Source organism: Bacteroides sp. MSB163, assembly GCF_036416795.1.
GTDB lineage: Bacteria > Bacteroidota > Bacteroidia > Bacteroidales > Bacteroidaceae > Bacteroides > Bacteroides maternus.
Genome location: NZ_CP143867.1, coordinates 488,385 through 505,864, shown reverse-complemented (window position 1 = coordinate 505,864; position 17,480 = coordinate 488,385). Strand labels below are relative to the sequence as shown.

Annotated in this window: 8 protein-coding genes and 1 tRNA gene; 8 read left to right on the top strand and 1 reads right to left on the bottom strand. The window is 43.7% G+C overall.

Annotated elements, in window-relative coordinates:
- The first annotated feature begins 66 nt into the window (after positions 1-66).
- The 8 genes from VYM24_RS01780 (at position 67) to VYM24_RS01745 (ending at position 16,379) form a co-directional block, all read left to right on the top strand.
- Positions 67-3,195: a SusC/RagA family TonB-linked outer membrane protein gene (locus VYM24_RS01780; RefSeq protein ID WP_291553871.1), complete on the top strand. Its 3,129-nt coding sequence runs from the start codon at positions 67-69 to the stop codon at positions 3,193-3,195.
- Between the two features lie 26 nt (positions 3,196-3,221).
- The gene (locus VYM24_RS01775; protein ID WP_291553869.1) at positions 3,222-5,000 is read left to right on the top strand and encodes a RagB/SusD family nutrient uptake outer membrane protein; all 1,779 of its coding nucleotides are present in this window, start codon (positions 3,222-3,224) and stop codon (positions 4,998-5,000) included.
- A gap of 74 nt (positions 5,001-5,074) precedes the next feature.
- Positions 5,075-6,394, top strand: a complete 1,320-nt coding sequence (locus VYM24_RS01770) for a DUF6055 domain-containing protein (RefSeq protein ID WP_291553866.1) — start codon at positions 5,075-5,077, stop codon at positions 6,392-6,394.
- Positions 6,395-6,440: 46 nt separating this feature from the next.
- Positions 6,441-7,325, top strand: coding sequence for a DMT family transporter (locus VYM24_RS01765; RefSeq protein WP_291553863.1), 885 nt, complete (start codon positions 6,441-6,443; stop codon positions 7,323-7,325).
- Positions 7,322-11,308: a hybrid sensor histidine kinase/response regulator transcription factor gene (locus tag VYM24_RS01760; protein ID WP_291553860.1), complete on the top strand. Its 3,987-nt coding sequence runs from the start codon at positions 7,322-7,324 to the stop codon at positions 11,306-11,308. Before VYM24_RS01765 ends, VYM24_RS01760 begins: the two co-directional genes overlap by 4 nt.
- Before the next feature lie 46 nt (positions 11,309-11,354).
- Complete coding sequence (locus tag VYM24_RS01755) at positions 11,355-14,597, top strand: S41 family peptidase (RefSeq protein ID WP_291553857.1); 3,243 nt, start codon at positions 11,355-11,357, stop codon at positions 14,595-14,597.
- 124 nt (positions 14,598-14,721) lie between these two features.
- Complete coding sequence (locus VYM24_RS01750) at positions 14,722-15,540, top strand: MBL fold metallo-hydrolase (RefSeq protein WP_330941315.1); 819 nt, start codon at positions 14,722-14,724, stop codon at positions 15,538-15,540.
- A gap of 86 nt (positions 15,541-15,626) precedes the next feature.
- Complete coding sequence (locus VYM24_RS01745) at positions 15,627-16,379, top strand: NigD1/NigD2 family lipoprotein (protein WP_330941314.1); 753 nt, start codon at positions 15,627-15,629, stop codon at positions 16,377-16,379.
- 947 nt (positions 16,380-17,326) lie between these two features.
- Here the strand turns inward: VYM24_RS01745 and VYM24_RS01740 are convergent.
- Positions 17,327-17,423, bottom strand: a tRNA-Pro gene (locus tag VYM24_RS01740).
- Positions 17,424-17,480: the final 57 nt, after the last annotated feature.

Sequence of the window (17,480 nt, the reverse complement as noted above, 5' to 3'; positions counted from 1 at the left end):
CCGTTTTAAGAAATTATAATAATATAACTTGTAATTGAATATTAACCTTTTAAGTTAAGATGTAATATGAAGACACATGAAAATCGGGCCTTGTTCAGCAAAGCTGTTTTAAAGGCTACAACCTGTCTTTTCCTTGCAGCAGGTGCCAGTGTGAGTCCGGCATTTGCGTTTCCGGAAATGGCAGAGTCTATGGGAATTGAGGTTGTGCAGCAATCTGGCACTATAACAGGTAAAGTAGCCGATTCAAGCGGTGAAGCAATAATTGGCGCCAGTGTAGTAGTGAAAGGTACTACAAATGGAACGATAACCGATATTGATGGAAATTTTACTCTGGATGTTCCCGCAAAAGCGACTCTGGTGATTTCATACATAGGTTACACAACTGTTGAACTTCCGGTAGATGGAAAGCAAACGCTCAGCATTACTTTGAAAGAAGATACAGAGATGCTGGATGAGGTGGTGGTAGTAGGTTACGGTACCCAGAAAAAGGCAACCTTGACTGGTTCCATCTCGCAGGTAGGCGGGGATGAACTGAGAAAGCTAGCTGCCGTAAACCTCACAAATACTCTTGCTGGTAAGACGGCGGGTGTCATTGCCAATACACGTTCCGGTGAGCCGGGTGAAGATAATGCCGATATCCTGATTCGCGGTAAGGGAACTTTGGGAAGTACTGCCCCGCTGATTGTAGTAGATGGTATTGCCGACCGCTCGTTCAGCCGACTAAATCCTGAAGATATCGAATCCATTTCCGTATTGAAGGATGCTTCCGCTGCTATCTATGGTGCACGTGCGGCTAATGGCGTTATCCTAGTCACCACCAAGCGCGGTGCCGAAGGCAAAGTGAAGGTGAATTATAGCGGCAATGTCTCTTTCTCCCAACCTACACGCATTCCCGAAATGCTGAGTTCTTATCAGTATGCCACTTACGTCAATGAATTCGATGCCGCGCAAGGCAATACCTTGACTTATCCGGAAACGGCCATGTCCAAGATTCAGGACGGAAGCGACCCTATCAGCTTCCCCAATACTGACTGGTGGGGAGCAGTGGCTAAGAATTGGGCTACCAATACCCAGCATAGCCTCTCCATTAGTGGTGGTAACGACAAACTGTCATTCTACTCTTCGGCACAATACATGTATCAGGATGCCATTTACAAAAATACTCCACAGGACTACAATCAATATCAGTTCACTACCAATATTGATGCGCAGATTAATAAATCCATCAAGTTCAGTATGGACATCTTGGGGAGGCAGGAAGTGCGTAACCGAGGCATATACTCTACCGAAGACCTTTTCGGGTACTTTCTCACCACCAATCCGATGTCAGCTCCTTACTTCCCGAACGGATTATTAAGGATAGGATATGACGGTATCACTAACAATGCCCTTCTGATGGTGTCCGACACTCCGGGAACCAACAAGACGAATAATCATATCCTGAACCTGAAACCTAGAATCCGCATTGACCTGGATATAATAACTCCGGGATTGTATGCTGAAGGCTACGCTGCGCTGGACTATGCATTCAATGACGGCAAGAGTATGAATACACCTTATGATATCTATTCCTATAGTTCTGCTACCGATGAATATACCAATCATCGCGACGCCACGGGTGCCATCAGCGTAAGTTCTTGGTCTAATAAAAGCAATACTGCAACACTGAATGCCCGTATCGGCTACAACCGCACCTTTAAGGAAGCCCATCGGATAGATGCTTTCGTGTCCTACGAACAGAGTAAATATACGTATAGCGGCTTAAGCGGTTATCGTACCAATTATCTTTCTTCCGCATTGCCTGATTTGGACTTCGGCAGTAAGGTGGATGCAGATAAAGACAATGGTGGAAACTCTAATGAAACAGCACGTCAGAATTGGTTCGGACGTATCAATTATGGTTATAAGGATAAATATCTGGCTGAGTTTACTCTCCGTTATGATGGTTCCATGAACTTCGCGCAAGGACACCGTTGGGGACTTTTCCCATCCATATCTGCAGGATGGGTTATCTCTCAGGAAGATTTTTTTGCCCCATTGCTGGACGCCATCAGCTTCCTAAAGATTAAAGGTTCTTGGGGTATGATGGGTAACGATAACATTACGGCTTATCAATATCTGTCTATGTATTCTTTTAATAGTGGTAAATCGTATGCTTTCGGTACAGACCCCAGCTATGTGCAAGGTATTTATGAAACGCGTACTGCGAATCCGTTGGTGACTTGGGAAAAGGCTAAAACATGGAATATTGGTTTTTCTGCACAATTCCTGCATGGTAAGTTGGGCTTGGACGTTGACTATTTTCAGTCACACCGTAATGATATTTTGATTACCCGCAACGCTTCCGTTCCCACTTACTCCGGACTTTCGCTGCCGGCAGAGAATCTGGGTAAGGTAAAGAATCATGGTATTGAACTTGTTGCCAGTTATCGCGATAAATCAGGTGACTTTGAATGGGGAGCAACCGGTAATCTCACTTATGCCAACAATGAAGTGGTTTATATGGACGAAGCCATCAAAACTCCTGAATGGCAACGCGCTACAGGTCATCCCATTGATGGTATCACCGTATATAAAGCTTTAGGCATCTATCAGACACAAGAACAGATTGACGCCACTCCACATCTTCCGGGAACCAAACCGGGTGACCTGATCTATCAGGATACTAATGGCGATAAGAGTATCACTTGGGATGATGCTGTTCGCATTGACAAATCCACCACTCCGAAATGGATATTCGGTCTAACGTTAAACGGTGCCTGGAAGGGAATCGACGTGAATGTATTCTTTCAAGGTCAGGCAGATGCCGAGCAACTGGTGATGCCTGCAATGAATATGCCGACCGACTTCTACGAAGGTCGTTGGATTGAAACCAATACTGCGGAACAGAATGCAAACGCCAAATGGCCGCGTGCTTTCATGAAGGCGGCTGCGGTAGATAACCGCAACTCACTTTCATCCACCTGGTGGCTGCGCGACGCTTCGTTTGTACGCCTGAAATCAGCGGAGATAGGATATACTTTCCCGAAAATGATGATTAAAAAGCTCGGTCTTGAAAAGTTACGTATCTACGCCAACGGAAACAATCTCTTTACCATTGACAGCATGGGCATCTTCGACCCTGAAATGACTGCCGGCATCAAGGGATATCCTATTCAGCGTACGTTGACTTTCGGAGCAAATGTTACATTCTAATTTATGAACCTTTAATGAAAAACGATATGAGAAGAAATATATTGAAAGGAGTCATTTGGGCTTTGCTGAGCATTAGTACTGTGTCATGCTCAGACTTCTTGGACCTGAATCCACACGATTCAATCAGTGATGCGGCAGTATGGGAAAACATGGACTTGGCAGAAGCATTCCTGAACAATTGCTACACATACATAGAAGGTGAAAATGAGAACGGTGTGCCTTTCTGTAGCTATACGGATGAGTTGTTTCATCGTACTGGTTACGCAACTGAAGTCTATACATTGGGCAATGTTTCATGCGATAATTACAACGTAGGTTTCTCGGACGCCAGAGGTGATACGTGGAATTTCTATTATAGTGCTATTAAGAAAGTTAACCAGTTACTTGAGAATATAGACAAAGTGCCCGTTAATGTAAGTAATGAAAGCCGGAAGACATATATCATCGGGCAGGCTTATTTCTTGCGTGCTTTCTTCTATCATCAACTTTACTCGCTCTACGGACGAGTGCCTTTGATAGACTGCACTTTTGATATTGATTCCGACTGGGCGGAGACTCGTGCCGAGATGGACGATGTGGCGGATTTTATTGTAAAAGATTGTGAACTTGCCATTGAAAAGCTACCTTTACAATACGAAAGTAGTAATGACTTTGGACGTGCTACTCGTGGGGCGGCTATGGCTGTTAAGGCTCGTACATTGCTCTATAAGGCGAGCCCGTTGTTCGGAACACCTTCTACTGAGAAGTGGAAAGAGGCCGCTAAGGCAAGTAAGGATATCATAGACCTGAGTATATACAGTCTGCCGTCTGTAAATAGTAGCGAAGAGTATGCTGCTTTGTTCTACAATACGCAGAATCCGGAAATCATTTTCCAGAAACTATATAACAATAAAGGTACTTACGGAAGTGCTCTGCACTACCTTTTTCAGTCACCTAATGGCCCTTACAATGGGTATAATGGTTGGGGTGTATGGTTACCCACTTATGACATCGTCAATGCTTTCCAAAAGGAAGATGGTAGTGAATACACCGTCGAGGGCTTAGCTTCCTACAATATCTCCTTGCCGAGTATAGATCCGGAAACCAATCAGATTATCTATAAGGATGCAACGATTGAAGCTACAGAAATCCAGCCATGGAAAGGTCGTGAACTGCGTTTTTATGCCAATATTCTGTATGATGGAGCCATGTGGGGATATGGTGACGATAACCATGCTATTGCCATCTACGAACCAGGTGAGGAAGGTGTGCTTCCGGGGGAACAATCTCCCAGTTATACTGATGGAGAATACTGGAATGCTACTCAGACGGGTTACTATATGCGTAAATTTTTAGACCCGAACTATGACCAATATAGTGAAACCATTATGGACACCACTCCCTGGATTTTTTTCCGTTTAGCTGAATTCTATCTGAATTATGCTGAATGTCAGATTGAACTTGGAAATAACGCTGAGGCTTTGAAGTATATCAACTACATTCGAAATCGCGCTCTTCTGCCCGATGCTCCGGGAACGGATATTCGTGCTGAATACGAATATGAGCGCAAGATAGAGTTAATGTTTGAAGGACAGCGTTTCTTCGACCTTCGCCGTTGGAAAAGAATGGAAGAGACTTATGCTAAAGACAACTGGCCTACCGGTTTGAAGATTTATAAATTGAAAGACGGGACATTACTCTATCAGCATAATACGACTCCATTACAACAGCGCAAGTTCATTGCTCCACAGATGTACTGGATGCCTGTTCCACGTTATGAGTTGAATAAGTGCCCGAATCTTGACGGAAAGCCTTACGAGGATTAACAGAAAGTATGAATAATGAATAGTATAAAGGGAGATGGCAGAAGCCATCACCCTTTACTTAATTAAAGAATACAATGAGAAAATATATCTTACTACTGTCGGTCTTTTTACTAATAAGCTGTAGTTCTGAAGCTCAGAATACTCCGGTACCTGTTGGCAAAGCCTTTTATATTCCCAAAGACCTTCAGGGAATGGACTTACAAAATCCTGAAAGTAAATGGAGTTATCACCGTATGGCTTGTACAGAGAACTTTGTCATCTTCTGGGAAAAAGGGTTTGGGAATGATTTATCCAATCCGCCTCAGTTGGAAGGGCACGATATGCAGGTCGATTTACCGAATCTGATGGAAAAGTTGGAGACCTTTTACCGTTTCTTCCGTGATACATTGGAGTTCTCGCGTCCCGGTTCCAAGTGCGACAAGTATCGCATGATGGTGATGCTGAACTATTCCCTGGAAGGCACAGCCTATGGTGGAGATTATGACGGAGAAATTGGTGCTTTATGGATTGCCCCCAACCGTGTGCAAGATAAGAAATTGAACTGCATCGCCCATGAATTGGGACATAGTTTTCAGGCACAGATCAGTTGCGATGGGCAGGGCGAAGCCTGGGGAGGATGCGGTTTCTTTGAAATGACTTCGCAATGGATGCTGTGGCAGGTTAATCCCGAATGGATTACTGATGAAAAATATCATTGGGATGCTTTCATGAAACTGACTCACAAGGCCTATCTCCACATGGAGAATATTTATCATTCACCTTACGTTTTGGAATATTGGGGCATGAAACGGGGACTTCCCATCATAGCCGAACTTTACCGTCAGGGAAAGCGGGGAGAAGACCCGGTTATCACCTACAAACGTTTGGCTGCTTTGAATCAGAAACAATTCTGTGACGAGATGTTTGATACTTATCGCCACTTTATCAATTGGGATTTTCCGCGCGTCTGGAAAGAAACACGCCCGTATGCCAATAAATATACTTCTCAGCTAATAGCTCAGCCGGATGGTTGGTATGGGATAGCACCGGAGAATTGTCCTGAAAATTATGGATTCAATGCTATTCCTTTGGCTATTCCTCAGCCGGGAGAGAAATTGAAAGTGGACTTTTGTGGAGAAGCGGGAAAGGAAGGATATACTGCAATCCATACAGATAAGGCAGGTTGGCGTTATGGTTTTGTTGCTGTAACAGCAGAAGGTAAATCTATTTATGGCGAAATGGGCGATAATAGCGGGAAAAGTATTATTTTTACAGCTCCAAAAAATCAAACTCTGACCCACTTGTGGTTGGTTGTGATGGGAGCGCCGACGGAGCATTGGATGAATCCCGCTCCGGGAGAGAAAGATGCTCAATGGCCATATCGCATCAGGGTTACGGGAAGCAATCCTTTATAAACATACAGATAAATACGATGTCTGCAAAAGAAACATATATGAACCGATGAAAAACAGTACAAGTGCCGTTGTTTATGCCTGCATTGCAGTGCTTAGTTGGTCTACTGTAGCCACTGCCTTTAAGATAGCTTTAACGCATCTAACTCATTTTGAGATGCTACTGATAGCCAGTTGTACTTCATTAGTCATATTTGCCCTTTTGCTGACTTTCCAGAAGAAGTGGAGACTGGTGTCGGAACTTTCCGGTCGCCAATGGGGATATTTTGCATTGTTGGGATTGCTGAACCCTGTCGCTTATTATCTGGTGTTGTTCAAGGCTTATGATCTGCTACCTGCACAAGTAGCGCAGCCCATCAACTATGCATGGCCTATTGTGCTGCTTATTCTGTTGGCCTTGTTTGCCCATCAGCCCATACCCCCGAAGAAATATATTGGCATGTTCATTTCGCTGGGCGGAGTGGTACTTATTTCAGTTGGTACAGGGCAGTCGGGAGGTATGGATATACCTGTGCATGGTTTGCTGTTGGCGGCATTGAGTGCTTTGCTGTGGGCCATGTATTGGATGATAAACAATAAGTTCAAAGATAAAACAGATGGTAGTATCGCTCTGTTTATGAGTTTCCTGTTCGGCACGGTTTATTTGTTGATAGGAGCTGTGAGAGTGGGGGTGCACCTTAATACATTGCCCGGTATCTTGTCGGGTATATATGTCGGCGGGTTTGAAATGGGTATTCCTTTCATCTTTTTCAGCCTTGCCATGCGGAAAACATCCAATCCGGCACTGGTCAACCAGCTTTGTTACTTATCTCCCTTCTTGTCTTTATTCTTCATTGCAATCATATTGGGTGAACAGATTGTGTTTACAACTTACATCGGTCTTGCATTGATTGTAATGGGAATTATGTTCAATCAATATCTGGTGGAGAAATGAAAAAGATTGTCCTTGCTATAATAGCCGGTATTATTCCGTTGGTGCTTCCGGCAGCTTCTACTGATTTTGGGTTCCGCCATTTTTCCGTGGAAGATGGATTATCCTCCAACTCTGTGCGTGCTATTATGCAGGATAAATATGGCTTTATGTGGCTCGGTACGGATGACGGCTTGAACCGTTACGACGGCACCACTATAAAGGTTTATAATCTGAATCCGCAAGGGTCTAATGATTATATCTCTTCTCTTTACGATACTACAGACAATATCTGGGTAGGGACAGAAGACGGGGTTTATATTTTTGATTATGAAACGGAAAGTTTTGAATTATTCAAAGTATTGACAGCCCAAGGTGACAGCATTAAGAGTAATGTGAATCATATTGCAGAAGACAGAGACGGCAACTTGTGGTTCTCGACAGTAGGGCAAGGTATTTTCAAGTATAATATATCCAAGCACTATCTGGAACATTATGAATTTAAAGATGCCAATGGATTAATGGCGAGTGTGCTGATTGATAGTGAAAATCAGATCTGGGCGGTCACTAATTGGGGAAGTCCCACTGTGTCCAAGCTGAATAAGGCGGAGAATAAATTCGAGCCTTTCCCTATCACTTACGAAGCGGGGCAATATGACTCAAATTCTCTGGTCATGCTCGAAGACTCTGAACATGCACTGTGGTTGGGAACCTGGGAATGCGGTTTGCAGAAGATAGACAGATATACAGGTAAGGCAATCACTTATTTGCATCCGTCGGAAGGTAAGTGGGCTACACATATCCACTCTTTGATGGAATATGCTCCCCACCAACTATTGATAGGTTCGGATGACGGACTTTTGCTGTTTAATACCCTTACATGCGAACATCAACTGTTCACGGAAGATGAAACAAACCCTTATTCATTATCCAATCGTTTTGTCTATCCTATCGTAAAAGACCGTGAAGGCGGAATCTGGGTCGGGACTTATTACGGTGGGGTGAATTATCTTTCGCCTAATACCGGGCAGTTTGAATGCTTTGCCCATTCGCGCTTTTACAATTCGGTGAACGGAACCGTTATCGGGCGTTTTTGTGAAGACTCTTCTGGATATATCTGGATAGCCTCTGACGATGGAGGGCTGAGCCGCTTCTCTCCCAAGGATAAACAATTCAATCATTATATGCCCGATGAGCACAGAAACAGTCTTTCTTACCATAATGTGCATGCTCTTTGTATGGATGATGACGATTTATGGATTGGCACCTATACGGGAGGAGTCAACGTGCTGAATACGAAAACAGGCGCGTTCAGGGTATATACCACCAGAGGAGGAGACTTGACCACACTTGACGGCACCAGTTCTTACGCCATCTTCCGTGACCGGGAGAAGCGGATATGGGTGACTTCTATGGCAGGAATAAACTTGTATAACCGTGAAGAAGACAATTTTATCCGCGTCAAAGACTTGGAATCGCTGACCATCGATATCGATCAGGATGCCGACGGTAATATCTGGTTTGCTACGCAGGGGAAGGGTTTGTTTAAGCATAATCCGGATAAAAAGACTTGGAAGAACTACCTGCACAGCAATGCTCCCGGTGCATTGGTTAACGATCAGGTGAATTGCGTGCTGATAGATGGCAACGGGAATATGTGGGTGGGAATGATGAATGGGCTTTGCAAGTATAATGCTGAAGAAGACCGGTTTGAAGCGATACCTCTGGATATTCCCAGCCGTAATATTTGCGGCATTGTTGAAGACCAGCGTGTGCTGTGGCTGACCACGACGAAGGGACTGGTTCGTTATGCTCCCGGCGAGAGTTGTCAGGTTTTTACGCGCAGCGACGGGTTGCAGAGCGAACAATTCCTGCCTAATGCAGCTTTGAAGGCTTCCGACGGGAAGATATATGTCGGTTCGGTAAATGGTTTCAATGCTTTCTACCCTTATCAGATAAAAACGAATAAAGTGCTTCCACCGGTCATTATCGCTGGATTGGAAATCTTCAACAAGGAAATCCGGATAGGAGATAAACAGTTACCAAAGGCTCTGAATCAGATGACGGAACTGGATTTGTCTTATAAAGACCATGTATTCAGCCTTCTTTATGCTTCATTGAGCTATTGCACACCCGAAAAGAACCAGTATGCTTATAAGCTGGAAGGTTTCGATAAAGACTGGAATTATGTAGGTTCGCAGAATAAAGCTACTTATACCAATCTGCCTGCCGGAACATATGTTTTTAAGGTGAAAGCCACGAATAATGATGGGATTTGGAGCGACCAGGAAGCAAATTTAAAGATAACCATTCATCCTCCTTTCTACTGGAGCACGGCTTCCAAAATACTTTATTTCATATTGGTGTGTATAGCGCTGACCTTCTTTATCCGTTTCCTGTTGAAGCGGACGGAGAAGAAGCATACTGCGGAAATCAATCAGTTGAATGTGAGCAAGGAGAAGGAAGTGCATGAAGCTAAGATTAAGTTCTTCACGATGATAGCTCACGAAATCCGCACCCCGGTTTCGCTTATCATTGGGCCTTTGGAGAAAATTATGAAATCGTCCATACCGATGCCGGCAGTGTTGCGGGACGATCTGAATATTATCGACCGCAATAGTCAGCGACTGCTGTTCCTGGTCAATCAACTGCTGGATTTCCGTAAGGTGGAGCAGGAAGGTATAACCATGAAATATGCTTCGCAGAATATTCGCCAGTTGCTACAGGCGGTTTGCGAGCGGTTCAAACCGTTTATCACCCAGCATGGTGCGCATTTGGAAGTGGAATATCCCGATGCTGATTTTACGGCTATGGTGGATAGTGAGGCGATCACCAAACTGATAAGTAACCTGCTGACGAATGCGAGCAAATATACCAAGGATAGAGTTGTACTCTCATGTGTTGTTCAGCCGGAACAACATACGTTTGTGGTGAAAGTAACAGATAATGGAATTGGTATCAGTAAAGAAGACCGGAAGAGAATCTTTAAGCCTTTCTTTCAGGCAATGGATAATAAACCCGGTACGGGTATCGGACTCAGTATTGTGAAGAGCATTGTGGAGTCGCATAACGGTTGCATAGAGGTGGAATCCGAAATCAATAAAGGTTCCTCTTTTATAGTGACATTGCCTATTGAACAAGTCGGGGTGACGGCTCAGGAAGGGGAGGCAGGCGTACTCAATCCGGCAATACCCGAGGATATCTTGTCGGAAACCTTGCCGGTGGTGTCTTCTAAGGACAAACCGTTGATGCTGATTGTGGATGATAACGAAGAGATGCTGAATTTCCTTTCAAGCAGTTTCTCCGCTCAATATTCCATTCTGACGGCAGAAGATGGGGTGGAAGCGTTGGAAAAACTGAAGGAGCATGAGGTCACCTTGATTGTGAGTGACTGGATGATGCCACGCATGAACGGAGTGGAATTCTGCAAGGCTTTACGGGTGGATCAGGCTATCAGCCATATCCCGTTCATATTGCTGACGGCAAAAACTGATACGAACTCTAAGATAGAGGGTATGGACTGCGGTGCGGATGCTTATATTGAGAAACCTTTCTCTGTACAATATCTGGAGGCATGTATCAAGAATCTTCTTGACTTGCGTAATCTGTTACGCCAGAAGTTCTCCAAAATGCCAATGGTTCCTTTGAACAGCATAGCCAGCAACTCGGTGGACAATAAATTCCTGACCCGTATCAATGAGATTATCGAACAAAACTTCTCTGAACCGGAACTGACAATTGACTTCCTGGCTGAACAGCTTGGTATCAGCCGTTCCGGTCTGTTTTCCAAAATAAAGACACTGGCTAATGTCACTCCGAATGAATTGATACAGATAGTGCGGTTGAAGAAGGCGGCAGCCCTGCTTGCGGAAAATAAATACCGTATTAATGAAATATGCTATATGGTAGGATTTAATAGTCCGTCGTATTTTGCAAAGTGTTTCCAGAAACAATTTGGCATAAAGCCGGGGGAGTTTGTTAATAATCCGGGGGGATCGTTGCAATAATTCTTATTCTTTTCTTACTTTTGTAAGTTGACTAAATTCAAATAACATGAATAAGAAATTACTTTTATCCCTATTTGCCCTTGTAGGTGTATCTGTCTGTCTTTCGGCAGCAGATGAAGCGCGTTTATTGCGTTTTCCGGCAACGAACGGGAACGAGATTGTTTTCTCGTATGCAGGCGATTTGTATAGAGTGCCTGTCACAGGAGGAGAGGCGCAGCGCCTGACTTCGCATGTGGGTTACGAAATGTTCCCTCGTTTTTCACCCGATGGCAAAACGATTGCTTTTACCGGTCAGTATGATGGAAATACGGAAGTATATACCATCCCGGCAACCGGTGGAGAACCGCAACGTCTGACGTATACTGCGACAAATTCCCGCGATGACCTGGGTGATCGTATGGGACCTAATAATATTGTGATGACCTGGACACCGGATGGCAAACAGATCATTTATCGTAACCGTATCAGTGACGGTTTTTCCGGTAAGCTTTATTCTGTCAATCAGGAAGGTGGTATGCCTGAAATTATTCCTTTGCCCGAAGGCGGTTTCTGTAGCTATTCTCCCGATGGCAAGCGACTGGCTTACAATCGTACCATGCGTGAATTCCGTACTTGGAAGTATTATAAAGGCGGTATGGCGGATGATGTCTGGATATACGATCCGGCAAAGAAATCAGTGGAGAATATAACGAATAATGTTGCTCAGGATATCTTCCCCATGTGGATAGGCGATGATATATTTTTTCTTTCCGACCGTGACCGCACTATGAATATCTTTGTTTATAATACGAAGACAAAACAGACGTCGAAGGTTACTGACTTTACCGGATATGATGTGAAGTTCCCGAGTGCTTCCGGCAATACCATTGTGTTTGAGAACGGCGGTTATATCTATAAGATGGATGCCGCCACCCGTCAGCCCGAGAAAGTCAATATCAGTCTTGCTTCGGATAATATCTATGCACGCAGCGCCATAAAGAATGGAGCCAAATATCTGACAGCTGCCAGTGCATCTCCCGATGGAGAACGGGTGGTGGTAACTGCCCGCGGAGAGGTCTTTAATCTGCCCTCAACTAAGGGTGTGACGAAAAATATAACCCGCACTCCGGGTGCCCACGAACGTGATGCGCAATGGTCTCCTGATGGAAAATACATTGCTTATATTTCGGATGCTACCGGAGAGACAGAACTTTATCTTCAGGATGCAGTAGAAGGTAATCCGGTGCAGCTGACCAAGAATAATGATACGTATATCCGCTCTTTCGAATGGAGTCCGGACAGTAAAAAGATTGTTTATACCGACCGCCAGAATCGGATCAATCTGCTGGATGTAGCTTCACGACAGGTGACTATGCTATTGCAGGACCCGATGGGGGAACCGCAGGATGTGACTTTTTCACCGGATAGCAAATGGCTGACCTATACCCGTGATGCAGATAATGAAATAACAGTTGTATATGTCTATGATATTGCTGGAAAGAAGGAATATCCGGTGACGGACAAGTGGTATAATTCTTCATCACCGGTATTCAGTACGGATGGTAAGTATCTGATTTTCTCATCTGCCCGCGATTTCAATCCTACATACGGCTGGTTGGAATGGAACCATGTCTATAATAATATGTATGGAGTTTATCTTGCTTTGCTCTCGAAAGATACCCCGTCACCTTTCATACAGAAAGATGCCGGAGTGAAGAGTGACAGTGAGGCCCCGAAGGCTGCTGAAAAGACTGCCGGAAAGAAAGACGCGAAACAGGAAACAGCTTCTGCGTCACTCGTCAAGTTTGATCCGGAAGGTATCACCGACCGTATCGTCAAGCTTCCATTGTCGGCTTCTTATTATACTAATTTCTATTCAAACGGAAAGAAGGTATATTACTGGGGCAATGGCGGAACGAAGTTTTTCGATCTTGAAGGTCAGAAAGAAGAAACGGTTGCCGATGGTGCTATGATGACGGTTATTCCGGGTAGTCAAAAGGCTTTGTTCTATAAGGACAACAAGCTTTATGTAACCGCTATACCGGAAGGAGCGGCTAATCTGAGTACGCCTGTCAATATGGATAATATGTCCATTACGATAGATTACCCCAAGGAATGGGCACAAATCTTCGATGAGGCCTGGCGTGCTTATCGTGATGGTTTTTATCTGGAGAATATGCATGGTGTGGATTGGAAAGCAATCAAACAGAAATATTCTGTTCTGCTGCCTTATGCAAAGACGCGTCTTGACCTGAACTATATCATTGGAGAGATGATTGGTGAGCTTAACTGCGGGCACGCATACGTCAATCCGGGTGAAACGGATAAACCGGCACGTATCAAGACTGGTTTGCTGGGTGCTGAGGTATCGGCAGATAAGAGTGGTTTCTTCCGTTTGGAAAAGATACTTCCCGGTGCTTCCTGGAGTAAGGAACTGCGCTCTCCGCTTACTGAACCGGGTATTGAGGCTAAGGCCGGGGAATACATTGTCGCCATTGACGGTATACCGACGAATACGGTGAAGAATATCTATGCTTTACTGGTAGGAAAGGCTGATGTGCCGACAGAAATCTCGCTGAACAGCAATCCGCAATTGGCAGGTGCAAGAAAGATTGTCATCAGTCCGCTGGAAAATGAATATCCTCTTTATCATTATAACTGGGTACAGAATAACCTGAAGAAGGTGGACAAGGCATCCAATGGACGTATTGGTTATATCTATATTCCTGATATGGGTCCGGAAGGTCTGAACGAGTTCTCCCGTTATTTCTATCCGCAGCTCGACAAGGAAGGTCTGATTATAGACGATCGTGCTAATGGTGGCGGTAATGTATCTCCTATGATTCTGGAACGTTTGTCTCGCGAACCTTACCGCTTGACGATGGGACGTGGTACGAAGCGTGTCGGCACTATACCCGATGCTGTGCAAGTGGGGCCGAAGGTTTGTTTGATTAATAAATATTCCGCTTCTGATGGTGATCTCTTCCCGTGGGGCTTCCGTGCATTGGGGCTTGGTAAACTAATCGGTACCCGTACCTGGGGTGGTATTGTAGGTATCAGCGGACCGTTGCCTTATATGGATGGTACGGATATCCGTGTTCCTTTCTTCACCAGCTATGATGCGAAAACAGGCCAGTGGATTATTGAAAATCATGGTGTCGATCCGGATATCTTGATTGATAACGATCCTGTGAAGGAATGGAACGGTGAAGATGAACAGCTCAATAAAGCTATTGAAGAAGTAATGAAGGAGTTGCAGAACCGTAAACCATTGCCGCCTGTTCCGGCTCCAAGAGATTTCAGTAAGTAATTATATACTTTACTATACTGTTATAAATATGCCATTCTATAAGGAAAGATCAAAGCTCTCCTTATAGAATGGCATATTCTGTTTATCTTTGTGGCTCAGATTTCGTAATTATAGAATTAAGTAGATGAAGAATACTCAGATTATTATGTTAGGTACAGGTAATGCAGGTGTTACCAGATGTTATAATACTTGCTTTGCAATCCGGACAGCTGAAAATGTGCTGCTTGTGGATGCCGGTGGAGGAAATGGAATATTGGCTCAGTTGGAGAAAGCCGGTATCGCCATTGAACGTATTCATGATATGTTTGTGACACATGCTCATACGGATCATATATTGGGTGCGGTATGGGTAATCCGGATGGTAGCACAACGGATGCAAAGTGGGAAATATGCAGGAGTCTTCCGGGTGTATGGACATGATAAAGTATTACAAGTTCTGGATTGGATCTGCCGGATGACGTTGCCTAAGAAAATAGTACAGTATTTGGGAAATGGTATTGAACTTTGTGAGGTTAAGGACGGAGAGATATTTAAAGCAGGAGAGTTAAAACTACAATCTTTTGATATAGGATCGACTAAAGAGAAACAATATGGTTTTCGTACCACATTGCCGAATGGCCAATCGCTGGTTTGTCTTGGAGATGAACCTTATAATGAGAAGAATCGTCCCTATGTGGAAGGGGCTGACTGGTTGTTGTGCGAGGCTTTCTGTCTGTATAAAGACCGTGATATATTCAAACCTTATGAGAAACACCATAGTACGGCACTGGATGCCGGGAAGCTGGCGAAAGAACTGAAAGTGAAGAATCTGTTGTTATATCATACGGAAGATAAGATGCTGAATATGCGTAAAGCGTGTTATACGGAAGAAGCAGCTCAGGAATTTTTCGGTGTGGTACACGTGCCGGATGATTTGGAAATAATAGACATTATTGTTAATTAACAATATGTTATGCAGTCTTTTTTCTAATTTGTTATTTCTCTAATACAAAGAAGTTATTTTGAACATTTAATTAGAGGAAGTACATTATGAAAATTAATTCAGTATTTAGTAAAGCACTTGCCGTGGCAACAGTAATAGCCACTTCTATAGGTTTTCAGTCCTGCCTGGACGACGACGACAATAACGCTTATTACCTGAGGTATCCTAATGCTCTTGTGACAGTGAAGGAAGCTGCTGATGGAGTATTTTTCTTGCAGTTGGATGATAAGACGACCTTATTACCGACCAATGTGAAAACCTCTCCTTTTGGAGACAAAGAGGTCAGAGCATTGATGAATTACAGTGAAGTGGACGAAGCCAGTGGTGAATACACGAAAGTCGTGCATATAAACTGGATAGACAGTATCCTGACAAAGCCTATTGCACCGGATTTGGGAGAAGAAAATGATGAAATATATGGCACAGATCCTGTGGAAATAGTAAATGACTGGGTGACTCTCGCAGAGGATGGCTATCTGACACTTCGTTTCAGGACTGTATGGGGAGGTAACAAAAAGCATTTTGTAAACTTACTGTTGGGGCAGAATCCGGAGAATCCTTATGAAGTGGAATTCCGCCACAATGCGTATGGCGATACGTATGGGGAAACGGGTGATGGTCTGGTTGCCTTTAAGTTGGACGAATTGCCTGATACGGAAGGTAAAACCGTTAAGTTGAAACTGAAATGGAAGTCATTCAGCGGTGATAAATCAGCAGAATTTGATTATTGTACCCGGAAATCCGTTACACCAAGTGAGCCCGCTGCTGCGGCTGTAAGAAGTAATTTAAAGTTGAAATAGTTTCATCAGCTGTTTTATTTATGTTGGAACTTCCATTTCTGACTCGATGTGACAATAGGATAGCCAGATAGGGTGTTTTGTTGCATTATGTCTGCTTTTTCTCATTATTGGTAATAAGGCTTTCGGCCAGAAAGGTGTTTCCAGAAGATTGAAACCTTAGTTTGTCAGAATCAGACCATCTGTTTGCATGCAACAGATGGTCTATCTTATATAATTACATGATCTTTTTCACCCAAACAGACTATCTTTTCTGCGAAAATAAATACTCTTTCATATATTAAGGCTACACCCTTTACTTCACAGGGCTACACCTTATTCATAACAAGGTGACGCCATCACTGAAAAAGGGTGTAGCCCCTCCGAAAGACAGGTGATATTTCTCTATTTTGAAGAGGATAAGCAACGGAGCCCAATAATCATTTTTTTAGAAATCTGTCCAATTTATGATTAATAAGGATGAGGCAGATTGAGTTTTCTTCCGAAAAGACGCTTTATGATATTATTATGCATCATGTAGTATTTACTTAATAGAAAATCCTTGCGTTTTCCTGCATCACAGCAGCATTGATGCGAAAGAAAGAAACGTAAGACGATACTATTGACATTTTGTCATTTTGGACTAGTCGTTCTATCAATCATGCGGTGTAAGGAAACCGGAGTATTCGCTATTTCCCCTTTTGCAGGAAGTTAGGAGTTTGTCGACAAGAAATTGATACTTTGTAGTGCCTTGATAATCAGCGATAAATTTTCCTTGTACAAAAAGGGAATTTATACACATATATTACTTGCTTTTTTACAGACCTCTTACGTATTCCGTTAACGGAATCGGGTACCCCCAACGGGGGGATAATTAGCGTCACCTATAGCGTCACCTGCTACCAATTGAGGCAAAAAAACAAAAAAGACCGCCAAGAGTGGAAGCCTCCTAACAGTCTAAATTTTCTTTGTAGCGGGACCCGGGATTGAACCGGGGACCTCATGATTATGAATCTGCGTCTTCCAAAGGCTCACGCCTTTGAAAGCTACCGACAGAGCTATCCCTTTTAATTGATAATCAGTGATATATATGGATTCATGAAATATTGCGGTTTGATAGAAAAG